Genomic DNA, 24,587 nt, shown 5'->3' with positions numbered 1-24,587 from the left:
CAGCAAATAGTTCGGAAAACCTCATATAGGCCGGAGAAACTGTATTTGCCATCCGTTAACCCAAACCAGACCGAAGTCGCACCCAAGCCAAGTTGGAGTCATATTAACGCTTTATTTTCCTTGTTTCTTAAACTCATCACAATTGGCGGGCATTAAAAAGGAACCCTACTGCATAGTTCCTTAAATCGGAATCGATTTACGGTAGAACTATGCAGCATGTTTAAATTGTTAGAGCGGCCTTTGTGCGCCCCCTTGGGCGCACGACGCTCTAACGAGACTTCAGCTCAGGGTAAGTAACATGCCGGCTTTGATGACGCGCTTTTTTCAAGAACAGATCGGGTGCAGCGATGATTGAATGCACGCTCATCGGTGCGCTTGCCATTATCGCCGTCATCAGTGGCATGGCGCTTTTCGCCGGAAAGCCCGCTTCCGCTTTCGATTACAATGCAGCCGCACAGATTCAGCTCGTCGAACGAAACTAGTGGATTGAATTTGACGTTTGAATCCCGACTGACATATCGGATCAGACCATTAGAAAACGTTGACCCGCATCTTATCCGAAAACCGTTTCACACTTTTCGGGACGCGCTCGAATGTTTCCCTTTCATGCAGAATTGAATAGCCAGTCGGTTCACGCCGGGTGGCTATTTGTTTATTGACGTAGCTACAAGTTTTCACTGCCGAGGAATGTCATGACCGTTGAGATCGTTACCACCAAATCAGCAGACAGCCGCCCCATCTGGTTCATCGGAAAGAATAAGGTCGATCAGGCAGGGCTGACATCCGATGTCCAGGCCTGGGCCAGAGCGAATGATTTCAACGGTGAAGCCGGACGTGTTCTTGTGCTGCCGGGCAAAGACGGCTCGATTGCTGGCGCTCTGTTTGGTACAGGCGACGATGAACAGGGTGGTCAGTCGCAGCTTTTGGCCGGTAAGCTTGCCCGCAGCCTGCCAGAAGGTAACTGGTATATTGAAGGCAATCCTGATCATGCCGAACTGACAGCGCTTGCATTTCTCATGGGCGGTTACAGTTTCACGCGTTACCGCAAGGGCAATGGAAAGACGATCCGTCTGACCATTCCCGAAGGTGTGGATGCCGCTGAAACACAGCGCATCGCCGATGCTGTAACCCTTACCCGTGATCTCATCAACACGCCGACCAATGATATGGGACCGGATGCGCTGGAACAGGCGGCACGTGATCTGGCAGCCAGGAATGGCGCGAAGGTCAGCACCATCGAGGGCGACGCACTTCTGGAACAGAATTTCCCGATGATCCATGCGGTTGGTCGTGCAGGCAGCATCGCGCCCCGCCTGATCGATCTCACATGGGGCAAAGACAGCGATCCAAAGATCACGCTCGTCGGCAAAGGCGTGTGTTTTGATACCGGCGGTCTCGACATCAAGCCTGCGAGCGGCATGCTGCTCATGAAAAAAGATATGGGCGGAGCCGCCAATGTGCTGGGGCTTGCCTCCACCATCATGGACGCGAAACTGCCCGTGCGGCTACGCGTGCTCATTCCGGCAGTCGAGAATTCGATTGCGGGCAATGCTTTCCGCCCAAGCGATGTGCTGCAAAGCCGCAAGGGATTAACGGTTGAAATCGGCAATACCGATGCAGAAGGCCGTCTGGTTCTGGCAGACGCACTGGCACTGGCCGATGAGGAAGAGCCGGAACTCATCATCGATATGGCAACGCTGACAGGTGCAGCGCGTGTGGCGCTCGGCCCGGATCTGCCGCCTTTCTATACGCATGATGATGCGCTTGCAGCAAGCATTGCGGAGAAAGCTGATGAAACAGCCGATCCGCTCTGGCGTATGCCGCTCTGGCAACCTTATGCGCAGAAACTTTCGTCGCGTGTGGCAGACATCAACAATGTCACCACCGATGGCTTTGCAGGCTCTGTGACGGCTGCACTGTTCCTGAGCCACTTTGTCGAGAAGGCTAAAAGCTGGGCACATTTCGACATCTACGGCTGGGTGCCGGCGGAAAAGCCTGCCTCTCCGATTGGTGGCGAAGCACAGGCAATCCGCGCGCTCTATAAGCTGCTCAAAGAGCAATATCCCGCAAAATGAAATCGCTTGCCTGCAAAGTGAAAACGGCGTTGAATGATACGGGTCCGAAACAATTACCCGAGCTTCGGTAGAACATGCCCGTTGAACTGAAACCTTTGCAGGCACTGACATTGCTGAGAACTTTGTCGCTGGAGCAGGTGCGGGACGAGATGCCCGACCTGACCACGCGACAAGTCACTATACTTCTCACCATTTATCTGGAGCCCCCGCCGCATACGGTGCGAGGACTTGCAGCCAAACTGAATGTCACCAAGCCGGTGATTACACGTGCCCTCGATACGATGGGAACGCTCGATCTTGTATCCCGGCATCGTGATGAAAAAGACCGTCGGAATGTGCTAGTAAAGAGAACGGTTACTGGCGCACTTTATGTCGAAAGATTAGGCGATCTGGTGATCGCCAAGGCCAGGGAGTTACCACTGTGAGCATGCTCGACCGTCGCTTGAATGCCTATCGTCCTGATCTCGCCGATGAGCGGTTGAGCGGCAAGGTGGAAGCGAGCCGTTTTACCACTGGCACTCTGATGCAGGTTTCGGCTTCGGTGGTTGACCTTCGTTCTGAACCACGACCAGATAGCGGACCACAAACCCAGATCATTTTCGGCGACATGGTTCGCGTTTTCGAAGAGCAGGACGGCTGGTCTTGGGTGCAGGCCGAGCGCGACGGCTATACAGGCTACATATCCTCAGCATCGTTGAAAAAGCCAACCGCAGATGCGACTCACATGGTGATCGTGCCGCGCACATTCATCTATCCCGGCTCTGATCTTCGTTTTCCGCATACCAAGGCACTTTCGCTTGGCTCGCGTGTGCGCATTATTGGTTCCGCTGAAACACGCGGCACGCAATATGCACTACTTGAGAACGGCGAAGCCCTGATTGCAGGCCATCTTGCGCCACTTGATCAGCATGCGGCAGACTATGTTGCAGTTGCTGAAACCCTATTGCATACGCCTTATCTCTGGGGTGGAACATCGGGTTTCGGTATCGATTGCTCCGGTATCGTGCAGCTTTCCATGTGGGTTTCGGGCCGCAAGGTCTTGCGCGATTCGGACATGCAGCAGAACACGCTCGGCGAAATCGTCGAACCGGATGATGATTATTCCAATCTCAAGCGCGGAGATCTGGTGTTCTGGAAAGGCCACGTCGCGATCTGTGCATCGCCTGACATGCTGATCCACGCCAGCGGCCACACCATGACCGTGACCCTGGAGCCACTCAGGGACGCAATCAAGCGCATCGCCTATCTCTACGATCTGCCAACGCTGATCAGAAGGCCCTGATGACCGGGTATCTTTGATGACAGGAAAAACGACACTCCCACGATCGGTGCTCTGGATTTCCACACTGGGATTCTCAGCACTGCTCTTCGGGCTTGTCACCTTCTTCCCGTCTGCCGTTTCGCTTGAAAGGGCCGCACGCATGACCATCACCGCTTCGCCAGCCAGCTTTGCCAGCGTCAATGGCATTGAGATGTATTATCGCGTCGTGGGAAAGGGCCCGCCAATCCTTCTCATCCATGGCGGCCTGTCTGATCAGCATGTCTGGGATGCACAACTGCCGATTCTCGCGCGCGACCATACGGTGATTGTTGCGGATAGCCGTGGGCAAGGACGCTCGACACGCACGACCGAACCGCTCACCTATGAGCTGATGGCTGACGATTATGTAGCACTGCTGGATTATCTCAACATCGGCAAGGTTGATCTGGTCGGCTGGAGCGATGGCGGCATTATCGGCATCGATATTGCCATGCGCTATCCCGAACGACTCAAAAGCCTGTTTGCGCAAGCCGCCAATGTTACGCCGGAGGGCTCGACCGGCTATGCTCTGGCGCGCGCCGAAGGCAAACCGCTTCCTGAATTACGCCACTATGAAAGCATCGATAAAGAAATCCATGCCTTATGGGCGAATGAGCCGAACTATACGGCGGAAGACTTGTCGAAGATCACCGTGCGAACCGCCATTGTAATCGGTGATCGCGATACTGCGATCACGCGTGAGCATACCGAGTTCATTGCAGATCATATTCCTGATGCACGGCTGGTTATCCTGCCCGATTCCGGTCATGGCGTTCCGGCGGAAAATCCCCGCCTCTACGCCCGTGCAGTATTGAAATTCATTGCTGGCGACAATCCTGATAGCTCGGTTACGGCCAGCAAATAGCTTCAAACGCGATTGGGCAGGACACGATCAGGCGGGCGATGGCCATCGACAAAAGCCCGGATATTGATAATCACCTTGTCGCCCATATCAACACGACCTTCAATTGTGGCCGATCCCATATGCGGCAGCAACACGACCTTGCCCTTTTCAGCCAGCGAAAGAAGCTGCGGATTGACCGCCGGTTCATGCTCGAACACGTCGAGACCCGCGCCCGCAATTTTGCCCTGCTCGATCAGCTCGACCAGCGCATTTTCATCGATAATCTGACCACGCGCCGTGTTGACCAGATAGGCTGTCGGCTGCATGAGCGCTATTCTGCGGGCTGAAAGCAGGTGAAATGTTGCCGGTGTCGATGGGCAATTGACCGAAATGATGTCCATCCGCGCCAGCATCTGATCAAGGCTGTCCCAATAGGTCGCTTCCAGCTCTTCCTCGACCTGTGCGCTGACACGCTTGCGGTTGTGATAATGAATGGAAAGACCGAAGGCCTTGGCACGGCGTGCGACCGCAGTACCAATGCGGCCCATACCGACAATACCGAGGCGCTTGCCCCAGATGCGGCGTCCGAGCATCCAGGTCGGTGACCAGCCCGGCCATTCGCCGTCACGCTCATTGAGCACATTCGCACCCTCAACGAGCCTGCGAGGCACCATCAGCAACAGCGCCAGCGTCATGTCGGCTGTATCTTCGGTCAGCACATTGGGCGTGTTGGTAACGGTGATACCGCGCTTTGCAGCAGCCGCGACATCGATATTGTCGACGCCATTGCCGAAATTGGCGATCAGTTTGAGATTCGGCCCCGCCTGTTCAATCGCAGCAGCATCGATCACGTCGGTGATACAGGGCACGAGAACATCCGCCTCTTTCATCGCGGCGATGATTTCAGGCTGTGACATGCGATGGTCGTCTATATTCAAACGTGCGTCGAACAATTCCCGCATTCGGGTTTCAACCGGGTCAGGCAGTTTTCGGGTAAGAACCACCAGTGGTTTCTTCTTGTTCGACATCTCCACCCCATTTTTTGAGCAAAGCTCTAAAAGTCGCTTTCAAGCATTTTCAGACGCAAAACATGGTTCACAGTCCCTGAAAATCCTTTAACCAATATCTCGTGTTGAGACCTCCTTAACCAAGAAGGTGCAATATGAGATATTGCTTCGGCTGCACATCTCTAGCAAGGCGGCGCGGCAAAGACAAAGAAAAACAGAATCGTAAAAACGGCAACAGAGCAGTCTCAGCAGTTCTCACAGGCCTGCAAAAACCAAAACTCTTGTACCTGTTTTTCGATCACAAGCGGGAAAACCGCGCAGTTATTCGTTTTCGCAGTTTCAGTCGGTCCCTCCCCCTTGCCCTGAAACTGCCCGACATGACAGGACGGCGAGAGGTCAGAATTGTACCGAGTACTTTCGCAACGCTTTTTTATGGCAGCGCTTGGCAGCATCGCAATGCTGCTGGTCATTGCACCACTTGGCGCATCGCACCAACATGCCGCAATGGCTCAGGCGACATCAGGCACGACATTGGGCGCAAGCGGCCTGCCTGTGCCGCGCTTTGTCAGCCTTAAGCCTGCACGCGTCAATTTGCGTGTCGGCCCCGGTAGAGATTATGCCGTGTCGTGGCTGTTTATGAAATCGGGGCTGCCTGTCGAAATCATTCAGGAATATGACAACTGGCGCCGCATCCGTGATGCCGATGGCACCGAAGGCTGGGTTTATCAGTCGCTGCTATCGGGCAAACGCACAGCGATCACCGCGCCATGGCTCAAGAATAACGAAGGTTCGATGATCACCATGCATCGCGACCCAACCGAGACTTCGGGGCTTGCGGCAGAAATTGAACCCAATGTTATCGGCACCGTTCGCCAATGCAATGGCCAGTGGTGTCGGATGGACATGCAGGGCACCCGTGGCTGGATCAAACAATCCGATCTTTGGGGCGTTTACCCCGACGAAGTTTTCGACTGATCCACAAACGCCGACGCTTGACGAGTGAGTACCGCCAACGGTACTTCTCTCAAACAAATTAAAAAGGAGTTTTATGCGCAGAAGTTCATCGCTGCCGTTTTAACGGTTTTGAACCCTACCCCTTGCGGTGGGATATTTGTGCATATCAAAACTCTGGAATAACCATGAAAAAAATGTCGGTCATGATCCGCGCTTATGAAGCTGCGGACAAAGAAACCTTATCTTCAATCTGGTATCGCGCTTCGCTTGAAGCGCATGCTTTTCTGGGAGTGGGCCTGCTTCGCGACCAGCAAAAGCTGATCGAAGACGTCTATCTCGAAAAGGCAGAGACCTGGGTCGCGGTTGTAGATAACAAATCTGTCGGCTTTATCGGCCTTCTGGACAGTTTCATCGGCGGCTTGTTCGTCGATCCAGCCGCTCAGGGCCACGGCATAGGTCGTCAATTGATTGACCACTCGCTGGCAATGAAGGGCGAACTTTCGCTCGAAGTTTACGCTGATAATCAAAGGGCTTGTCGCTTCTACAAGCAGCTCGGTTTTCAGGAAATCAGCCGTCGCGCGAAAGACGACAACGGTCTTCCGTTCGCCAATATTGAAATGCAGCTAAAAGCCAAATGATAAAGCGGGGCGATTGCTCGCCCCGCTTTATTGGCATTATTCAATATCAACTATCACCAAGCCGGAATAACCGATCCTTTGAAGGTTTCAGCGATAAACTGCTTCACTTCCGGGCTATGATAGGTGCTGATCAGCGTCTTCACCCATTCAGCATCCTTGTCAGCTGTGCGGACGACCAGCACATTCACATAAGGAGCCTTTTCGCCTTCGCGGATAAGCGCATCACCTGCCGGGTTCAGTCCCGCTTCCAAAGCGTAGTTGGTATTGATGACTGCAGCATCCACATCTTCAAGCGAACGCGGCAACTGTGCTGCATCAAGTTCCACGAACTTCAGGTTCTTCGGATTTTCCGTCACATCAATGGACGTAACCTTCAGGCCCTTGGCAGCATCCAGCTTGATAAGGCCGTTATCGGCAAGCACCAGAAGCGCGCGCCCGCCATTGGTCGGATCATTTGGAATGGCGATAGTAGCGCCATCGGCCAGTTCTGAAATGTTCTTGAGCTTCTTGGAATACATGCCCATCGGGAAGTTGACAGTCGGTGCTACCGTCTCAATCGGAAAGCCGCGATCTGCCACCTGGTTATCGAGATAAGGCTGATGCTGGAAGGAATTTGCCTCAAGCGCACCGTCAGCCAGAGCCATGTTGGGAATCACATAATCAGAAAATTCCTGAATATCGATTTCCATTCCCTTGGTGGCGGCAACTTCCCTGACCTTTTCCATGATCTGCGCGTGCGGTCCGGGGGTGACGCCAATGCGAATCTTCTCGGCAAAGGCGCTTGCCGTTGAGAAAAGAGCGAAAGCGGTGGCGGCAATGATCAACTTGTGCATGGGCGTCTCCAGTCAAATCGTTATCGACGCATTCATGCTTGGTTGGGAGGTCCGCTTTCAAATGCGCCTGGGAAAGGTAATGGGTCGGATGAATCACTTTAGCCTAAGATGCGCAACAAAAAAGCGGCCCCAAAGGCCGCTTTCTTGAAACTTATATAAAGCTACTCAGCGCGTCCTGCGGCGAAGGCGGACGATAATGTCCACATTGACGATTTCCATGCCTTCGGGTGCTTCGGGCATATTGGAGACCGTTGGCTGACCGCGTTCACCATGCGGAATATCGAAAACGACATTCTCGCCTTCAAGGAAGAAGTGCTGGTGATCGGATATATTGGTATCGAAATATGTTTTCGAACCTTCGACTGCGATGATGCGCAGCATGCCGGCTTCGGTAAACTGGTGCAGCGTGTTATAGACAGTCGCAAGCGATACCGGCACGTTCGCGAGGACCGCTTCTTCATGAAGGTCTTCAGCAGAAAGGTGGCGATCGCCTTGCGCATAGATCAGGCTGGCAAGCGAAACACGTTGACGCGTCGGGCGCAAACCCGCTCCGCGAAGCCGTTCTTCCATTGAAACCATCGAGTGGCTGGCATGATAATTCTGCATATTCACCCTTGGATCCGTCACAAGCTTGTAGCAATTTCGTCAAAGATTAAACGGGCTGTTGCCCATTGCATACTGACATTGATATATGCCGTTGCGAAATAAGTATCAATAGGCATGGTAATCCCGGCTTTTTTTGGAAAACCACGCACACTATTTTACTGACGGAAACACTCTATGTTAGAGGTGTTCCCGAAAAGATGAAAACCCGACCGCTTCTGGCGACAGAAACGGTCACATCAGAATGATCCTCAAGGGAGGCGTAATGGCAGAACAGAAATCGAGCTACGGGTATGAAGAGCTCCTCAGCTGCGCACGCGGCGAGTTGTTCGGTCCCGGCAATGCACAGCTCCCCCTGCCACCAATGCTGATGGTGCACCGCATCACCGAAATTTCCGAAACCGGCGGAGAGTTCGACAAGGGCTATATCCGTGCCGAATACGATGTCAGCCCCGACGACTGGTATTTCCCATGCCATTTTCAGGGCAATCCAATCATGCCGGGCTGCCTTGGCCTCGACGGCATGTGGCAGCTGACAGGCTTCTTCCTCGGCTGGCTCGGTGAGCCGGGTCGCGGTATGGCGCTTTCGACCGGTGAAGTGAAGTTCAAGGGCATGGTTCGCCCGCACACCAAGCTTCTGCAATACGGTATCGACTTCAAGCGCGTCATGCGTGGCCGCTTGGTTCTTGGCACGGCCGATGGCTGGCTCAAGGCTGATGGCGAAACCATCTACAAGGCAAGCGACCTGCGCGTCGGCCTGTCAAAAGACGGCGATAGCGCTTAATTCATCATCATTCACGGGCGCGACTGTAGAAAATATCGAGTTTTCATGCAGCCGCGCTCAAAACATGCGAAGATCGCACCTATGTAACCGGGAACAAGGGTCAGCCTTCACGGGTTGATCACACGGAACAGGTGTAAAGGAGAACGCGATGCGGCGTGTGGTCGTAACGGGTATGGGGATTGTATCCTCAATTGGAAACAACACCGAAGAGGTAACAACCTCTCTGCGTGAGGCCAAATCCGGCATTTCCCGTGCCGAAGAATATGCCGAACTCGGATTCCGTTGCCAGGTGCACGGCGCACCGAAAATCGACGTTGAAGCACTCGTAGACCGTCGCGCAATGCGCTTCCATGGCCGTGGTACGGCTTGGAATCACGTTGCCATGGATCAGGCGATTGCCGATGCAGGCCTTTCGGAGGAGCAGGTCTCCAATGATCGTACCGGCATCATCATGGGTTCCGGCGGTCCTTCGACACGCACGATCGTCGATAGTGCCGACACGACCCGTGAAAAAGGTCCAAAGCGCGTTGGTCCATTTGCTGTGCCAAAAGCCATGAGCTCGACCGCGTCGGCTACGCTTGCGACCTTCTTCAAGATCAAGGGCATCAACTATTCGATCTCGTCGGCTTGTGCGACGTCGAACCATTGTATCGGCAATGCATTCGAGATGATCCAGTATGGCAAGCAGGACCGCATGTTTGCGGGTGGCTGCGAGGACCTCGACTGGACGCTTTCGGTGTTGTTCGACGCCATGGGTGCCATGTCGTCCAAATATAACGACACGCCGTCTACTGCATCGCGCGCCTATGACAAGAACCGCGACGGTTTTGTTATTGCCGGTGGTGCGGGCGTTCTGGTGCTTGAAGATCTTGAAACAGCACTCGCACGTGGCGCGAAGATTTACGGCGAAATCGTCGGCTACGGCGCAACCTCCGACGGCTATGACATGGTCGCTCCGTCTGGCGAAGGTGCTGTTCGTTGCATGAAGATGGCGCTTTCGACGGTTACCTCGAAGATCGACTACATCAATCCACACGCAACCTCGACGCCTGCCGGTGACGCTCCGGAAATCGAAGCTATACGTCAGGTCTTTGGCTCAGGCGATGCCTGCCCGCCAATTGCGGCGACCAAATCGCTGACCGGCCATTCGCTGGGCGCTACCGGTGTGCAGGAAGCAATTTACTCGCTTTTGATGATGCAGAATAACTTCATCTGCGAAAGCGCTCATATCGAAGAACTGGATCCTGCCTTCGCGGACATGCCTATCGTTCGCAAGCGCATCGACAATGCTCAGCTCAATACCGTGCTCTCCAACTCCTTCGGATTTGGCGGCACCAATGCCACGCTGGTGTTCCAGCGTTATCAGGGCTGACGGAGAGGGACAATATGCAAGGTTTGATGCAAGGCAAACGCGGCCTCATTATGGGGGTCGCGAATAACCACTCACTCGCATGGGGCATTTCTAAACAACTCGCAGCACAAGGTGCCGAACTCGCATTCACCTATCAGGGCGATGCACTCGGTAAACGCGTAAAGCCACTGGCCGAACAGGTCGGCTCGGATTTGGTGCTGCCTTGCGATGTTGAAGATATCGCTTCAGTTGATGCCGTTTTCGCTGAAATCGAGAAGAAATGGGGAAAGCTCGATTTTATCGTTCACGCCATCGGCTTCTCCGATAAGACCGAACTGAAGGGTCGCTACGCAGACGTCACCACGCGCGAAAATTTCAGCCGCACCATGGTGATTTCCGCCTACTCCTTCACGGAAATGGCACAGCGCGCAGAAAAGCTCATGAAGGACGGCGGCTCGATCCTGACGCTGACCTATGGCGGTTCCACGCGCACGATCCCGAACTACAATGTCATGGGCGTAGCGAAAGCTGCACTTGAGGCCATGGTTCGTTATCTGGCTGCCGATTACGGTCCGCAGGGCATTCGCGTCAATGCGATCTCGGCTGGTCCGGTGCGCACGCTGGCCGGTGCCGGTATTGGCGATGCCCGCGCAATCTTCAGCTATCAGCGCCGCAACTCGCCGCTTCGTCGCACTGTCGATATCGATGATGTCGGCAAATCGGCTGTCTATCTGCTGTCCGATCTTTCGAGCGGTGTTACCGGTGAAGTCCATTATGTGGATTCTGGCTACAACATCGTTTCGATGCCGACGCTTGAAGAGCTGAAAAGCTCCGACGCCGAACGCGGCGAATAAAGCCAAGCCATCTTGAAAAAGGCCGCCCTTGAGGCGGCCTTTTTATTTCAGTTACAGCGGTTCCAGTTAGGACTGAATCGTTGGAGCCGCTGTAACTATTTGTTTTTTCGCATTATCCTACGCAAAACCGCTTCGCACTTTTTGCTGAAAATGCTTTACTTTTTGGCATCGAAAATTTTGAAACCGTTCGCTTCTTCGAGAACCGTCACATTCTTGAACAGCCCCTTCAACGTCGCTTCATAAGGCAATTGCCGGTTTGCAACCATCAGCAGACGGCCACCGATTTTCAGGCGTGAAGCGGCGGCAGCAATAAATGTCTGTCCAAGCGACATATCGGTCGCGCGCCCTTCATGGAACGGTGGATTCATGATGACGGTATCATAGATGCCCGTCAGCTTCTCACTGGTCACATCGAACCAGTCAAACGAAACCGGCACCGACGCACCCAAACGCTCGAGATTGCCGCGTGCAGCCTCCAGAGCCTCGTAATCAGCCTCGAAAAGATCGATCCCCTTGAGGCGGTCGGCATATTTGAGACTTTGTGCTGCGAGATAGCCCCAGCCAGCGCCAAGATCGGCGACTTGGCCGAAAACGATCTTTTCCATATGTGGCACCAATAGTGCCGAGCCTTTGTCGATCGCGCCGTGCGAGAACATGCCGGGTTCTGTGCGGAACACATCGTCAATATCGGTCGCAAGCGGCTTCAATGCATTGATGAAATCATTTGTCAGATCAGCCGGGCGTTGCAGCCAGAAGGCCACCGCGTGATTCTTGGACAGGCGATCGCTGATTTCAGCGATATTGCCGACCCATTTTCGGAAACTATCGACGCCGAGCTTCTTGTCACCGCATACGACGATCCACCCGCCGGGCTCAACACGCATCAGAAGCTCCGCAAACCACGCCTCATTGCGTCCGCGATGTTTTCCGAGCAGCAGCAGTCCGCCAGAGAAACGCTTCTCCTCGTCCAATTCTGGCGCCAATCTGGGAATTGCTTTGAAGCCTTCCTTGTTGAGTGCGAGCCAGTCCGGGCGCCAGGGCTGTAAAAAAGTCAGCGCCCGCTTCCATTCATCTTCAAGCTGCCGATCCGCAGACAGGCCGCAGGCAAGGAAGGTCTGACCTTCTTCAGGCATATCCAGAATGTCCTGATAGAAGGGGAGAAAAAGTGTTTCTTGTGCTGGTGTCATCATGGCTCATCCATGGTCTTGAATTGATTCACGTGCAACAAAAAAAGCGCGCCCCAAAATAGCTTTGAGGCGCGCTCTTTTTAAATTATTGCGGCGTAGAACGCTTACTCAGCGTCAGCTTCTGCCTTCTTTTCAGCAACAACTTCCTTGCCGGTTTCCTGATCGACAACCTTCATCGACAGGCGAACCTTGCCACGCTCGTCAAAGCCCATGAGCTTGACCCAGACCTTCTGGCCTTCCTTAACCACATCGGTGGTCTTGGCAACGCGGTCGGAAGCCAGCTGCGAGATGTGAACCAGACCATCGCGTGGACCGAAGAAGTTTACGAATGCGCCGAAGTCAGCGGTCTTAACAACCGTACCTTCGTAGATTTCGCCAACTTCCGGTTCAGCAACAATCGAATGAATCCACTTCTTGGCGGCTTCGATTTCCTTGCCATTCGACGAAGCGATCTTGACCGTACCATCGTCTTCGATGTTGATCTTCGCGCCGGTCTTTTCGACGATTTCACGAATAACCTTGCCGCCCGAACCGATAACATCACGGATCTTGTCGGTAGGAATGTTCATGACTTCGATGCGTGGAGCAAATTCGCCGAGTTCTTCACGCGAGGTCGAAAGAGCCTTGCTCATTTCGCCGAGGATGTGAACGCGACCGCCCTTAGCCTGTTCCAGAGCAACCTTCATGATCTCTTCGGTGATACCGTCGATCTTGATGTCCATCTGAAGGGCTGTGATGCCGCTTTCAGTACCAGCTACCTTGAAATCCATATCGCCGAGGTGATCTTCATCACCCAGGATGTCGGAAAGAACTGCGAAACGCTCGCCTTCCTTGATGAGGCCCATAGCAATACCAGCCACCGGGCGGGTGATTGGAACGCCCGCATCCATCAGCGCCAGCGATGTGCCGCAAACGGTTGCCATCGACGACGAACCATTGGATTCCGTGATCTCGGAAACAGTACGGATCGTGTAAGGGAACTGTTCAGCTGCTGGCAGCATTGGGTGGATTGCACGCCATGCAAGCTTACCATGACCAACTTCACGACGGCCTGGCGAACCCATGCGGCCGGTTTCACCAACCGAATATGGCGGGAAGTTGTAATGCAGCATGAAGGATTCTTTGTACGTACCGGTCAGAGAATCGATCATCTGTTCGTCTTCGCCGGTGCCGAGCGTGGCAACAACGATTGCCTGCGTTTCACCGCGGGTGAACAGAGCCGAACCGTGGGTGCGTGGCAGAAGGCCAACTTCCGAAACGATTGCGCGGACCGTCGACAGATCGCGGCCATCGATACGGTTGCCGGTGTCGAGAATGTTCCAGCGAACGATCTTCGCCTGCAGGTGCTTGAAAACGGTCGCAAACTTTTCAGCCGAGAATTCTGGCTCTTCAACGCCTTCAGGGAAGAAGTGAGCCTTCGCCTTGGCCTTTGCAGCATCAACAGCTGTGTAACGAGCCTGCTTTTCGGTGATCTTGTAAGCGTCACGCAGGTCGTTTTCGACAACTGCGAGCATCTTGGCTTCGAGGTCCGACAGATCTTCCGGCTGGAAATCACGTGGTTCCTTGGCAGCAACTTCAGCGAGCTTGATGATCGCGTCGATAACTGGCTGGAAGCCCTTCTGGCCGAAAACAACGGCGCCGAGCATGACTTCTTCGGAAAGCTCCTGAGCTTCCGATTCAACCATCAGAACGGCGTCGGCAGTACCGGCAACAACCAGATCGAGTTTCGATTCCGGCATTTCGTCGATATTCGGGTTCAGCACATATTCGTCGTTGATGTAACCAACGCGTGCGCCGCCAATCGGGCCCATGAAAGGAACACCGGAAATGGTCAATGCTGCAGAAGCTGCAACCATCGACAGAACGTCGGGATTGTTCTCAAGGTCATGCTGAATAACGGTCAGAACTACCTGCGTGTCGTTCTTGTAGCCATCAACGAAAAGCGGGCGGATCGGACGGTCGATCAGGCGCGAAACCAGAGTTTCGTTTTCGCTTGGACGACCTTCGCGCTTGAAGAAACCACCTGGGATCTTGCCAGCTGCGTAAGTCTTTTCCTGATAGTTGACGGTCAGCGGGAAGAAATCCTGACCCGGCTTTGGTTCCTTGGCAGAAACAACAGTCGCCAGAACGACGGTTTCGCCATAGGTTGCGAGAACTGCACCGTCAGCCTGACGCGCGATCTTGCCGGTTTCCAGAATGAGCGGACGGCCGCCCCATTCGATTTCAACTTTATGGGTATTGAACATATCTTGTCCTCATGTGGAGATGCCGCGCAAAAGCGCCTGAAGGCATCACCTCGGTTGGCGGACGGGCCACGGGCAAGACAACGGGAAGTTCGTTAAACGTATCAGAACATTCACTGGTACGAACTACCTGCAATCCTGCCCCATGACTGGTCCAGGTCATAAGCCTTACGGCTCTTAGAGCGGTTCCAGTTAAGATTGAAGCGTTGGAACCGCGTCTCACTATTTATTTTTAAGCATTGTCCTGCGCAAAACCGCTTTGCACTTTTGCTGGAAATGCTTTGATTGGCATGACGGAATGCACCCAGTGCGCCGTTTCATGCCAGATGGGCATTCGCCCTATACAGTCGCATCTTGCTCTGTCAGCGGCTATCCGCACGACAAAATGCCAAATAAATCAAACGGGCGACGTTTTGAGACGTCGCCCGATTTTACCGTTAGCGGCGCAGGCCGAGACGGCCGATCAGCGCCTGGTAACGTGCCTGGTCGATGCCCTTGACATAGTCAAGAAGACGACGACGCTGCGAAACCAGCTTCAGAAGGCCGCGACGCGAATGATTGTCATTCTTGTGGCCCTTGAAATGATCTGTAAGGTTAGCAATACGCTCGGAAAGAACGGCAACCTGTACTTCAGGAGAACCGGTATCGCCTTCCTTGGTGGCGTATTCCTTGATAAGTGCTTGCTTGCGCTCAGCAGTAATCGACATCGTACACCCTTTCTTGATGAGAGGAAAAAGAGACGCCCAGGCCGGGATGTCGTCCAGCGCGGGCCATTTACACGATCAGACACATATTTTGTGCGATCGCTGATGGGGCATATAGTGCAAAAACGGCAATAATACCAGCATCAATTCAGCACCGGTATTATTGCAGTTAATTTAGCGCCCTGTGAAAACACGCTTTGGCTTGAACTGACCATGCTCAATATAACCGATCGCAAGCAATTTGCCATGCGATGTCACACAAGCCTCGTCCGCTTCAAGCGGAGCATCGCGGCCACGAATGATCACAGGATTGCCAAGACGCACGCGTTGCGCCTGATCATCAGACAATGGAACCTGCGGCAGGCAATCAAGGGCAGCACCCGTATCGATGACAAGCGCATCAAGGGCGGAGAAATCGCGGCGCGGTGCCGACTGCTCAACAACCTCCGCCTCAGCGTCAGCTTCGCTCTCTTCCTTCTTGGGTGGAAGCGGGGGCCAGACTTCTTCAAGCTCTGCCAGCGTCACCAGATCCTCTTCGGTAAAGGGAGCCACTTCGATGCGGCGCAGATCAGAAATATGACCGTAACAGCCAAGATCGCGGCCCATATCGCGTGCAAGCGAGCGAACATAAGTGCCCTTGGAGCATTCAACTTCAAATTCGGTGCGGTTTTCGTCCGGAAACTCGACGATTTCCAGACGGTCGATTTCGACTTCACGCGCCGGAATTTCCACCGTTTCGCCTTCACGAGCCAGATCATAGGCACGTTCGCCTGCAATCTTGATGGCTGAGAACTGCGGCGGAATCTGTGAAATAACGCCGGTATAGTTTGGCAGCAAGGCTTCGACATCTGTCCGCGACGGGCGATTGTCGGAGTTCTTGGTAGCAACACCTTCCAGATCGTCGGTGGAGCGCTCTTCACCCCAGGTTACCGTGAAACGATAAACCTTGGTGCCGTCCATGACATAAGGCACGGTCTTGGTGGCTTCACCCAGTGCAATTGGCAACATGCCGGAAGCAAGCGGATCAAGTGTGCCAGCATGACCGGCCTTTTCAGCGTTGAAAAGCCACTTGATCTTCGAGACCGCTTCGGTCGATCCCATACCTTTCGGCTTGTCAAAAATGACCCAGCCAGAAACCGGACGGCCTTTTTTCTTGCCCCGTCTTGCCATGCTTTATGCGTCTCCATTGCGGGAAGCGTCGTCGGCTTCACCATCTGTATTATCGGCTTCTTCATTGTCTCGTCCAAGATCGCGTGCCACTTCCGGCGAGCGCAGAAGCGCATCAATCTTGGAAAAATTGTCAAAGCTGGTATCTGCCCGGAAGCGGAACTCCGGCATGTATTTCATCTGGCTCAAGCTTGGTGCAATGCGTCCGCGAATGAATTTCGCATTCGCCGCCAGCGCCTTGATGACAGCCTGCGCATCAGTGCTGCCGAGTGGCGTAATGAAACAGGTTGCGATTTTCAGATCAGGCGACATACGCACTTCCGACACGGAAATAACGGTGCGCTCGATCAGATCATCGCGGATTTCCCCGCGCTGAAGGACTTGTGCCAACGCGTGACGTACCTGCTCGCCGACGCGGAGCTGTCGCTGGGAAAGACCGCCCGAGCCTTTCGGGTCCGGAGAACGTGCCATAATTTTATCCTCGATAAACAGTGACTAGAGCATTTCCATTTTTGATTGAATCAAAAGAAATGCTCTATCTTTTTGTTTTAACGCACATCTTGTTCCGAAAACCGGTTCCCACTTTTCGGGATGTGCTCTAAGCGGCATTCAACCCCAAGGGCTGACCGATGAAATGACTACAAATTGATAGGTTCAATTTACCACAATTCAGATGGGAGTCAGACCCTCGGAACCGGGCAATGAAAAGCCGGACCGTCCAATCGAGGACGGCCCGGTATTTAAGAGATTACAGCGTACGCGTAATGTGTTCGACGCGGAACGCTTCGATCGTATCGCCTGCACGGATGTCGTCGTAGTTTTCGAACGCCATACCGCATTCCTGACCCATCGGCACTTCCGAGACTTCGTCCTTGAAACGCTTGAGTGTCTTGAGCTTGCCTTCGTGGATAACCACGTTGTCACGGATGAGGCGGACGCCTGCACCACGTTCAACCTTGCCATCAACGACACGGCAACCGGCAACCTTACCAACCTTGGTGATGTTGAAGACTTCGAGAATCTCAGCATTACCAATGAAGGTTTCACGACGTTCTGGCGACAGGAGACCCGACATCGCTGCCTTAACATCTTCGATCAGATCGTAAATGATGTTGTAGTAGCGGATTTCCGTGCCCTGCTGATCGGCTGCATCGCGTGCCTGCTTGTTGGCACGAACGTTGAAGCCGATGATCGCCGCATTGGAAGCTTCAGCCAGCGACACGTCGCTTTCCGTGATGCCGCCTGCGCCCGAATGAACGATACGCGCACGCACTTCGTCGGTGCCGAGCTTTTCGAGAGCCGTAATAATCGCTTCGACCGAACCCTGCACGTCACCCTTGATGACAAGCGGGAATTCCTTCGTGCCGGTCACCTGAAGCTGGTTCATCATCTGCTCAAGCGAGCCACGCTGACCAGTCTGGCGTGCAACGGCCTTATCGCGAGCAAGACGCTGACGATATTCGGCAATTTCACGAGCCTTGGCTTCATTGGCAACGACTGCAAAACGATCACCAGCCTGTGGCGTGCCCTGCAGACCGAGGACTTCGACCGGCATTGCAGGACCGGCTTCTTTCACATGTTCGCCATGGTCGTTGACCAGAGCGCGCACACGGCCCCATTCATTACCGGCAGCAATGATATCGCCCGGACGCAATGTACCCTTCTGAACCAGAACGGTTGCGACCGAACCACGGCCACGATCAAGCTGAGCTTCGATGACGACGCCTTCAGCCGTACGTGTCGGATCAGCCTTGAGGTCAAGAATTTCAGCCTGCAACAGAACGGCTTCAAGCAGCTTGTCGAGGTTCAGTTTCTTCTTGGCCGAAACTTCGACATCGAGCACTTCACCGCCCATGGTTTCGACGAAAACATCGTGCTGGAGCAGCTGTGTGCGAACCTTCTGCGCATCGGCTTCCGGCTTGTCGATCTTGTTGATTGCAACAATGATCGGAACGCCTGCGGCCTTGGCATGATTGATCGATTCAATCGTCTGCGGCATGACGCTGTCGTCGGCTGCGACCACCAGAATGGCGATGTCGGTTGCCTGCGCACCACGGGCACGCATTGCGGTAAATGCAGCGTGGCCCGGCGTATCGATGAAGGTAATCTTATGGCCGTTCTGTTCGACCTGATAAGCACCGATATGCTGCGTGATGCCACCAGCTTCACCCGATACCACATTGGCCTGACGGATCGCATCGAGAAGCGAGGTCTTGCCGTGGTCAACGTGACCCATGATGGTAACGACAGGAGGACGCGACACGAGTGCTGCCTGATCATCCGCCACGTTGAAGATGCCTTCTTCAACGTCGGATTCTGCAACGCGCTTGACTGTATGGCCGAATTCTTCAGCAATCAGCTGCGCCATATCGGCATCGATCACATCGCCCGGCTTCATCATCTGGCCCTGCTTCATCAGGTACTTGATGATGTCCACAGAACGCTCAGCCATACGCTGTGCGAGTTCCTGAAGCGTAATGGTTTCAGGCACGGTCACTTCACGAGAAATCTTCTCGCGGGTTTCCTGCATCTGCGAACGCTTGAACTTTTCCTGACGGCGACGCATTGCCGACAGCGAACGCGAACGACCTTCATCTTCCAGATTGCTGGAGATTGTCAGCTTGCCACGACGACGATCGTCTTCGGTCTTGGTAACCTTTGGCGCACGGACTTCCGGCTTTGCCGGTGCACCGCGACGCGCGGCACTCAGGCCACCGCCACGACGATCATCGTCGTCACCGGCGGCTCCACCCGGCTTGCGCAGCTGGCTCTGTGGAAGCGGCTTGTTGGCTGTTGGAATAACATCGGCAATCGCAGGTGCTGCCGGACGTGCATTCTGCTGCGGACGACCACCCTGTGGAGGACGACCCGAATGCTGCGGACGACCACCCTGCGGTGCAGGACGGGAATCGCCACGCTGTTCCGAACGGCCTTCCGACTGCGGCATACGCTTGTTTGCTTCCGCTTCGGCACGCGCCTTGGCTTCTGCTTCCGACTTCAGACGTGCTTCTTCCTCTGCCTGACGGCGAGCGGATTCTTCACGTTCCTTGGCGCGACGTGCATCTTCTTCGGCGCGGCGCTTGGCTTCTTCAGCAGCGCGAACGCGATCAGCAGCGTCACGAACCTGCGCTTCTTCAAGCGCGCGGCGACGTGCATCCATTTCGGAACGCGAGAGCGTATTCAGCACCATGCCGGAGCGATCAGACTGGCGTGGACGCTGCTGCTGGCCGGAGCGCTGCTGGTTACGCGGCTGCTGCTGTGCAACATGCGGCCGAGGCGTTGTTACGGGCGGCGCTGCTACAGGAGCTGCCGGTGCCGCTGCCACAGGAGCCTTGGGCTGCTGTGGTGCAGGCGTCGCCGCTGGTGCAGGTGCCTGTGGCGTTGCAGCTACAGGAGCGGCTGGTGCAGGTGTTGCAACAGGTGCAGGCGTCGCTGCTGGTGCGGGTGCCTGTGGAGCTACAGCTGCGGGAGTTGCCGGAGCAGATGCAGCTACAGGCTTTGGTGCCGCTGCTTCCACTTCAGGCTTCTCATCAGGCCGTGAGAACTTGCGCTTCTTAGTTTCAACGACGACAGCCTTCGTGCGGCCGTGGCTGAAATTCTGGCGCACGGTGCTCTGCTCAACGCCTGGCCGCTTGATGGTCAGCGTCTTCTTGGAGTTGACGCTCAGCGTCTTGTCGTCGTTTGTTTTATCGCTCATTACGTTTCCGTTTCCTTCGCAGCTTCAGCCGCTTTACTCGAGCAGTATCCAATCAGATCAGATCATTTTGAATAATGCTCCAGTCATCCACTTCAGTGCATGATCCAGCCCGGCAACCAAGCCGAGTATCCGTTTCATGCTCCAGAGCGGATCCCGTCTTCCCGGGATTAAGAGAACCGCTCTACTAATTTATACCACAGCAGTGTCGGACTGCCGTTTCAATTTCATAAAGCGCTCATGCAACCCTGAGGATCACGCGCTTTAAACCCTATTTCTTCACTGTCGTGATCGGAAACCGGCAACCGCCTTTCCGCGACAGTTTTGTTGACGCAGCTTCAAACGGGAAACCGGTTCCCACTTTTCCTAAAACTGCGCTAGTGGCTTTCACCACGATAGCGATGCAATAAAAGCACCCTTTGCACCACCCCGACGGATGCCTTTCCGTCGAGCACGGCTGCATGTATCACATTTCCCCCCCCAAATGCCAAATCCATTTCTTCTCCTTTGAAAAGAGAGAAGGCCGGGATTTCGGGGCCATCCATATGCACAACCACGCGGCGGGCCTGATCAAGCTTGCGAACCCCATCGGAGGCCGCTTCCTGAGCATGTAGCACAAGTGCCGCAGCGCCCGAGCGGATCGCCTGATCCACTTTAGTCGAACCAGACACCACAGCGCCCGCCTTGCGCGCCAGGGCCAGACTGCCGAGTGCGGATTTCGTCAGCAGCTGGTCAACCAGCGCGCCAAGATCCGCCTGTGGCGTTACGCCTTCCTTCAGCGCCCGCGCAAAAAGCTTGCGCTTGACGGCTTCATCGACCAGACGCCGTTCTGCCTTGACCCAACAGCCCCTGCCCGGCAGGTTTCGCTTGAGGTCCGGCACAACCGAGCCATCGGGACCTGCCACAAAACGGATCAGGTCATCAGCAGAACCGCTTTCGCGCGTGACGATACAGGTTCTGTCATTCATATCCTGCTCCACACGCAACTCCAAGCCAGGTGCAACTCCAAGTCAGGCCGGGCTTTGCCATCGACCGCCATCAACTCAATTACAAATCTGGCAGCGGCCTAGCAGAGCTTACGCCACTTCTCAACATGAAACTCTGAAACAGCAACTTTTGCGCCCGGATCGCTCCGGGCGCAAAAGCATTGTGTTCGGATACTTTACGAAGCGGCTTCTTCGTCGCCCGCTTCAGCATCTTCATCGGTTTCAACCGAAACCAGCTCGTCTTCCGTGATCCAGCCAGCCTTCAAACGCGCAGTCAGGATCATCTGTTCCGCGTCGACGCGAGAAACATCGAATGGCGACAGGATACCGGTATGGGTAACGGTTTCACCGTCCTTGCGTTCACGCCAGCCAACAAGATCGTCAACGGCATAACCAGCGAAGTCTTCGATGTTCTTCACGCCATCTTCGCCAACTGCAACCAGCATGGCTGTGGTCAGGCCCGGAAGATCGCGAAGTTCGTCTTCAACGCCAAGCGCCTTACGACGGTCGTCCTGCTCACCTTCGATGCGTTCCAGGAATTCGCGTGCGCGTTCCTGAATTTCACCAGCGGTGTCTTCATCGAAACCGTCGATAGAAGCGATTTCGCCTGGCTCGACATAAGCGAGCTCTTCAACGGAGGCAAAGCCTTCGGAAGCCAGAACCTGACCAACCATCTCATCAACGTTGAGGGCTTCCATGAAGAGGTTCGAACGCTCAGCGAATTCCTTCTGGCGGCGTTCGGATTCTTCGTCTTCCGTAAGAATATCGATATCCCAGCCGGTCAGCTGCGATGCAAGGCGCACGTTCTGACCGCGACGACCGATTGCTAGTGATAGTTGGTCATTCGGGACGACAACTTCAATACGTTCAGCGTCTTCATCGAGAACAACCTTTGCAACTTCAGCAGGCTGAAGCGCGTTGACGATGAAGGAAGCCGCATCTGGCGACCATGGAATAATGTCGATCTTTTCGCCCTGCAGTTCAGCAACAACGGCCTGAACGCGGGAACCACGCATACCAACACAGGCACCAACCGGATCGATCGATGCATCGCGCGATACAACGGCGATCTTGGCGCGCGAACCTGGATCACGGGCAACCGACTTGATTTCGATGATGCCGTCATAGATTTCCGGCACTTCCATGGTGAAAAGCTTCGCCATGAAAGATGGATGGGTACGCGAGAGGAAAATCTGCGGACCACGCTGTTCGCGACGCACGTCGTAAACATAAGCGCGGATGCGATCACCATAACGGAATGCTTCGCGTGGGATCAGTTCGTCACGACGAACGATGGCTTCGCCACGGCCGAGATCGACGATCACATTGCCATATTCGACGCGCTTGACAGTGCCGTTGGCGATTTCACCAACGCGATCCTTGAATTCGTCATACTGACGATCACGCTCGGCTTCGCGCACCTTCTGCACGATGACCTGCTTGGCTGACTGGGCAGCAATACGGCCGAAATCCATTGGCGGCAGCTGGTCAGCAATAAAATCGCCAACCTGCGCATCGGGATTGCGATCACGTGCAGTGAACAATGAAATCTGTGTGGAGTAGTCCTCAACAGTCTCAACAACTTCAAGCAGACGCTGAAGCTTGATCTCGCCGGATTTCGCGTTGATGTCGGCGCGGATGTTGCTTTCCTGACCGTAGCGCGAACGCGCTGCCTTCTGGATCGCATCGGCCATGGCCGCAAGAACGATCTCGCGGTCAATCGACTTCTCGCGTGCGACCGCGTCGGCGATCTGCAGAAGTTCCAGCCTGTTTGCACTGACTGCCATAGGTCTCTCCTTGGTGACGCATCCGACCTTCTTCGAGAACCGGACGCCTGAAACTCACTTTGAAACTTACTTCTTTTCCGTTTCGGATTCTGCGGAACCTGCTTCTTCCGTATCATCGCTGGAGCCATCACCGAGATCATCACCGGGGATACGGCCTTCACGCAGAGCCTTGTCCTTGCGCAGCGCATCGCGGATCAGATCATCGGTCAGAACCAGACGGGCATCCGAAATCAAATCAAACGGAATACGAACAACGGGTTCATTTCCATATGAAATCTGATCACTTTCAATCACGACCGAATCCGCATCGCCGATCACGATACGACCACGAAACTTCTTGCGTCCTTCATGGACGATAGAGGTCTCGACCTTGGCAATATGTCCGGCCCAATCCGAAAAATCAGACTTACGAACCATCGGGCGATCAATACCCGGCGACGAAATTTCCAGGTGATACTTGCCGCTAAGCGGATCTTCGACATCCAGAACCGGAGCCACGGTACGGCTCAGCAATTCGCAATCTTCAACCGTCATCGTGCCATCAGGACGTTCCGCCATGATCTGCAATGTCTGACCGTTAAGGCCGGACAGGCGCACACGCACAAGGCGGAAACCCAGCGTATTGATCACCGGTTCCACGATGTTTGCTACTTTTGCATCGATGCCCGTTTCGCGAATGATCCGATCATCTACGCTCACGGCTTCAACTGCCTGTTCCTGTTCCGTCACCCGATAAACCTTTTTTACAGAGCCGTAAGTAACAAAAAAGAGCGGGACCGGGGGGACCCACTCTTGTTCAAACGACCAAGAATTTGAAACTTATATACCAGCGGATGCGAGTTTTTTCAAGGCCGCAATTTGCTTCCGTTTCAAAGCCGGATGAATGTCAGATAGGCCGCACGGCGTCCTTCACGAAAAGCCTTGGCCTCGTAGCGTGTGCCCGGCCAGCCTTCATAGGCGTCGTTCCAGTCGGACGGTCCCTCCGCCTGCCATTCAAATGCCGGATGCCTGCTGCAATGCTGGAGCGTCCAGTTGACGTAATGCTCGATATCGGAAGCGAAACGGAATTTCGCTCCCGGCTTCAGCAAACGCGCAAACCGATCAAGATTGGCGTCACTCACAAAACGACGCTTCCAATGACGACGCTTGTGCCATGGATCAGGATAAAACAGATCAATTCCTGAAAGCGAAGCTTCCGGCAGCCAGTCGAGAACCTCTGTTGCATCCTCATCGTAAAGCCGAAGATTGCGACGCTTTTCTTCATGAAGGGCTGCCAGCATCTTGGCCATACCGTTGACGAAAGGCTCGACGCCAATGAAGCCCGACTGCGAATAGCGTCCACTCTCATGATAGAGGTGCTCTCCGCCGCCGAACCCGATCTCCATGCGCACATTTTCGACCGGTGCATCGAACAAGGTTCTCAAGTCCTGTGGTGCAGGCGTGTCGAGGTCAAGTTTCAGACGCGGTAGCAAATCCTCAAACAGATTGTTCTGATGTGGACGGAGTGGCTTACCATGACGGCGGCCGAAAAAGTTTCCGGCCGCTCGTACTGGGTGGGTAGGATCAGTCATTTTAG

22 protein-coding genes and 1 pseudogene are annotated in these 24,587 nt (G+C 54.5%); 10 read left to right on the top strand and 13 right to left on the bottom strand.

The genetic code is table 11. The annotated features are described in order from the left end of the window. The first annotated feature begins 298 nt into the window (after positions 1-298). The 5 genes and pseudogenes from C9380_RS00900 to C9380_RS00880 all read left to right on the top strand — a co-directional run bounded on the left by C9380_RS00900 (position 299) and on the right by C9380_RS00880 (position 4,240). Positions 299-482, top strand: a pseudogene (locus C9380_RS00900) (Flp family type IVb pilin). Positions 483-692: 210 nt separating this feature from the next. Then, a complete protein-coding gene (locus C9380_RS00895) occupies positions 693-2,075 on the top strand; it encodes a leucyl aminopeptidase family protein (protein WP_128092800.1) in 1,383 nt (460 codons plus the stop codon). Positions 2,076-2,149: 74 nt separating this feature from the next. After that, positions 2,150-2,500 (top strand): MarR family transcriptional regulator, encoded by a 351-nt coding sequence (locus tag C9380_RS00890; protein ID WP_024898323.1) that lies wholly within the window; start codon positions 2,150-2,152, stop codon positions 2,498-2,500. Positions 2,501-2,502: 2 nt separating this feature from the next. Then, positions 2,503-3,357 (top strand): C40 family peptidase, encoded by an 855-nt coding sequence (locus C9380_RS00885; RefSeq protein ID WP_210249751.1) that lies wholly within the window; start codon positions 2,503-2,505, stop codon positions 3,355-3,357. Between the two features lie 16 nt (positions 3,358-3,373). After that, complete coding sequence (locus tag C9380_RS00880; protein WP_128092798.1) at positions 3,374-4,240, top strand: alpha/beta fold hydrolase; 867 nt, start codon at positions 3,374-3,376, stop codon at positions 4,238-4,240. Between the two features lie 2 nt (positions 4,241-4,242). Here C9380_RS00880 and C9380_RS00875 read toward each other — a convergent pair whose 3' ends face one another. Continuing rightward, positions 4,243-5,247, bottom strand: coding sequence for a 2-hydroxyacid dehydrogenase (locus C9380_RS00875; protein WP_024898326.1), 1,005 nt, complete (start codon positions 5,245-5,247; stop codon positions 4,243-4,245). Positions 5,248-5,628: 381 nt separating this feature from the next. Between C9380_RS00875 and C9380_RS00870 the strand changes: the two genes are divergently transcribed. Further along, on the top strand, positions 5,629-6,201 hold the full coding sequence (locus tag C9380_RS00870) for an SH3 domain-containing protein (RefSeq protein ID WP_024898327.1): 573 nt from the start codon (positions 5,629-5,631) through the stop codon (positions 6,199-6,201). Between the two features lie 164 nt (positions 6,202-6,365). Beyond that, positions 6,366-6,818: a GNAT family N-acetyltransferase gene (locus C9380_RS00865; RefSeq protein ID WP_111785649.1), complete on the top strand. Its 453-nt coding sequence runs from the start codon at positions 6,366-6,368 to the stop codon at positions 6,816-6,818. Between the two features lie 53 nt (positions 6,819-6,871). Here C9380_RS00865 and C9380_RS00860 read toward each other — a convergent pair whose 3' ends face one another. Both C9380_RS00860 and irrA read right to left on the bottom strand, forming a co-directional pair. After that, positions 6,872-7,651: a MetQ/NlpA family ABC transporter substrate-binding protein gene (locus C9380_RS00860; RefSeq protein ID WP_100558357.1), complete on the bottom strand. Its 780-nt coding sequence runs from the start codon at positions 7,649-7,651 to the stop codon at positions 6,872-6,874. Between the two features lie 165 nt (positions 7,652-7,816). After that, entirely contained in the window at positions 7,817-8,257 is a 441-nt protein-coding gene (gene irrA / locus C9380_RS00855; RefSeq protein WP_024898330.1) for an iron response transcriptional regulator IrrA, read from the bottom strand. A 262-nt stretch (positions 8,258-8,519) separates the two neighbouring features. Here irrA and fabA point away from each other — a divergent pair, with 262 nt between their 5' ends. The 3 genes from fabA (at position 8,520) to fabI (ending at position 11,243) form a co-directional block, all read left to right on the top strand. Then, a complete protein-coding gene (gene fabA / locus C9380_RS00850) occupies positions 8,520-9,038 on the top strand; it encodes a 3-hydroxyacyl-[acyl-carrier-protein] dehydratase FabA (RefSeq protein ID WP_024898331.1) in 519 nt (172 codons plus the stop codon). Between the two features lie 148 nt (positions 9,039-9,186). Next, positions 9,187-10,410: a beta-ketoacyl-ACP synthase I gene (gene fabB, locus C9380_RS00845; RefSeq protein ID WP_024898332.1), complete on the top strand. Its 1,224-nt coding sequence runs from the start codon at positions 9,187-9,189 to the stop codon at positions 10,408-10,410. A 14-nt stretch (positions 10,411-10,424) separates the two neighbouring features. Continuing rightward, positions 10,425-11,243: an enoyl-ACP reductase FabI gene (gene fabI, locus C9380_RS00840; protein ID WP_024898333.1), complete on the top strand. Its 819-nt coding sequence runs from the start codon at positions 10,425-10,427 to the stop codon at positions 11,241-11,243. 155 nt (positions 11,244-11,398) lie between these two features. On the opposite strand, the gene C9380_RS00835 is transcribed toward fabI, so the two are convergent. The 10 genes from C9380_RS00835 to trmB all read right to left on the bottom strand — a co-directional run bounded on the left by C9380_RS00835 (position 11,399) and on the right by trmB (position 24,582). Next, complete coding sequence (locus C9380_RS00835; protein ID WP_128092797.1) at positions 11,399-12,433, bottom strand: class I SAM-dependent methyltransferase; 1,035 nt, start codon at positions 12,431-12,433, stop codon at positions 11,399-11,401. Positions 12,434-12,534: 101 nt separating this feature from the next. Beyond that, positions 12,535-14,676 carry a polyribonucleotide nucleotidyltransferase gene (gene pnp, locus C9380_RS00830; RefSeq protein ID WP_100558359.1) on the bottom strand — a complete coding sequence of 714 codons (2,142 nt, stop codon included), beginning with the start codon at positions 14,674-14,676 and terminating at the stop codon, positions 12,535-12,537. Between the two features lie 434 nt (positions 14,677-15,110). Further along, positions 15,111-15,380 (bottom strand): 30S ribosomal protein S15, encoded by a 270-nt coding sequence (gene rpsO, locus C9380_RS00825; RefSeq protein WP_024898336.1) that lies wholly within the window; start codon positions 15,378-15,380, stop codon positions 15,111-15,113. A 171-nt stretch (positions 15,381-15,551) separates the two neighbouring features. Continuing rightward, the gene (truB, locus tag C9380_RS00820) at positions 15,552-16,547 is read right to left on the bottom strand and encodes a tRNA pseudouridine(55) synthase TruB (protein ID WP_128092796.1); all 996 of its coding nucleotides are present in this window, start codon (positions 16,545-16,547) and stop codon (positions 15,552-15,554) included. Between the two features lie 3 nt (positions 16,548-16,550). Continuing rightward, a complete protein-coding gene (gene rbfA, locus C9380_RS00815; RefSeq protein WP_024898338.1) occupies positions 16,551-17,015 on the bottom strand; it encodes a 30S ribosome-binding factor RbfA in 465 nt (154 codons plus the stop codon). Between the two features lie 277 nt (positions 17,016-17,292). Next, positions 17,293-20,241, bottom strand: a complete 2,949-nt coding sequence (gene infB / locus C9380_RS00810; protein ID WP_128092795.1) for a translation initiation factor IF-2 — start codon at positions 20,239-20,241, stop codon at positions 17,293-17,295. A 374-nt stretch (positions 20,242-20,615) separates the two neighbouring features. After that, complete coding sequence (locus C9380_RS00805; protein ID WP_036567503.1) at positions 20,616-21,206, bottom strand: RNA-binding protein; 591 nt, start codon at positions 21,204-21,206, stop codon at positions 20,616-20,618. A 194-nt stretch (positions 21,207-21,400) separates the two neighbouring features. Continuing rightward, on the bottom strand, positions 21,401-23,011 hold the full coding sequence (gene nusA, locus C9380_RS00800) for a transcription termination factor NusA (protein ID WP_024898341.1): 1,611 nt from the start codon (positions 23,009-23,011) through the stop codon (positions 21,401-21,403). A gap of 66 nt (positions 23,012-23,077) precedes the next feature. Continuing rightward, entirely contained in the window at positions 23,078-23,740 is a 663-nt protein-coding gene (gene rimP / locus C9380_RS00795; protein ID WP_024898342.1) for a ribosome maturation factor RimP, read from the bottom strand. A gap of 140 nt (positions 23,741-23,880) precedes the next feature. After that, the gene (gene trmB, locus C9380_RS00790) at positions 23,881-24,582 is read right to left on the bottom strand and encodes a tRNA (guanine(46)-N(7))-methyltransferase TrmB (RefSeq protein WP_128092794.1); all 702 of its coding nucleotides are present in this window, start codon (positions 24,580-24,582) and stop codon (positions 23,881-23,883) included. Positions 24,583-24,587: the final 5 nt, after the last annotated feature.

This window comes from Brucella pituitosa (genome assembly GCF_003049685.1).
In the GTDB taxonomy this organism is placed as follows: domain Bacteria; phylum Pseudomonadota; class Alphaproteobacteria; order Rhizobiales; family Rhizobiaceae; genus Brucella; species Brucella pituitosa.
Note: the sequence above shows the minus strand (reverse complement) of the source record. Positions and strands in the feature narration are given on the sequence as shown.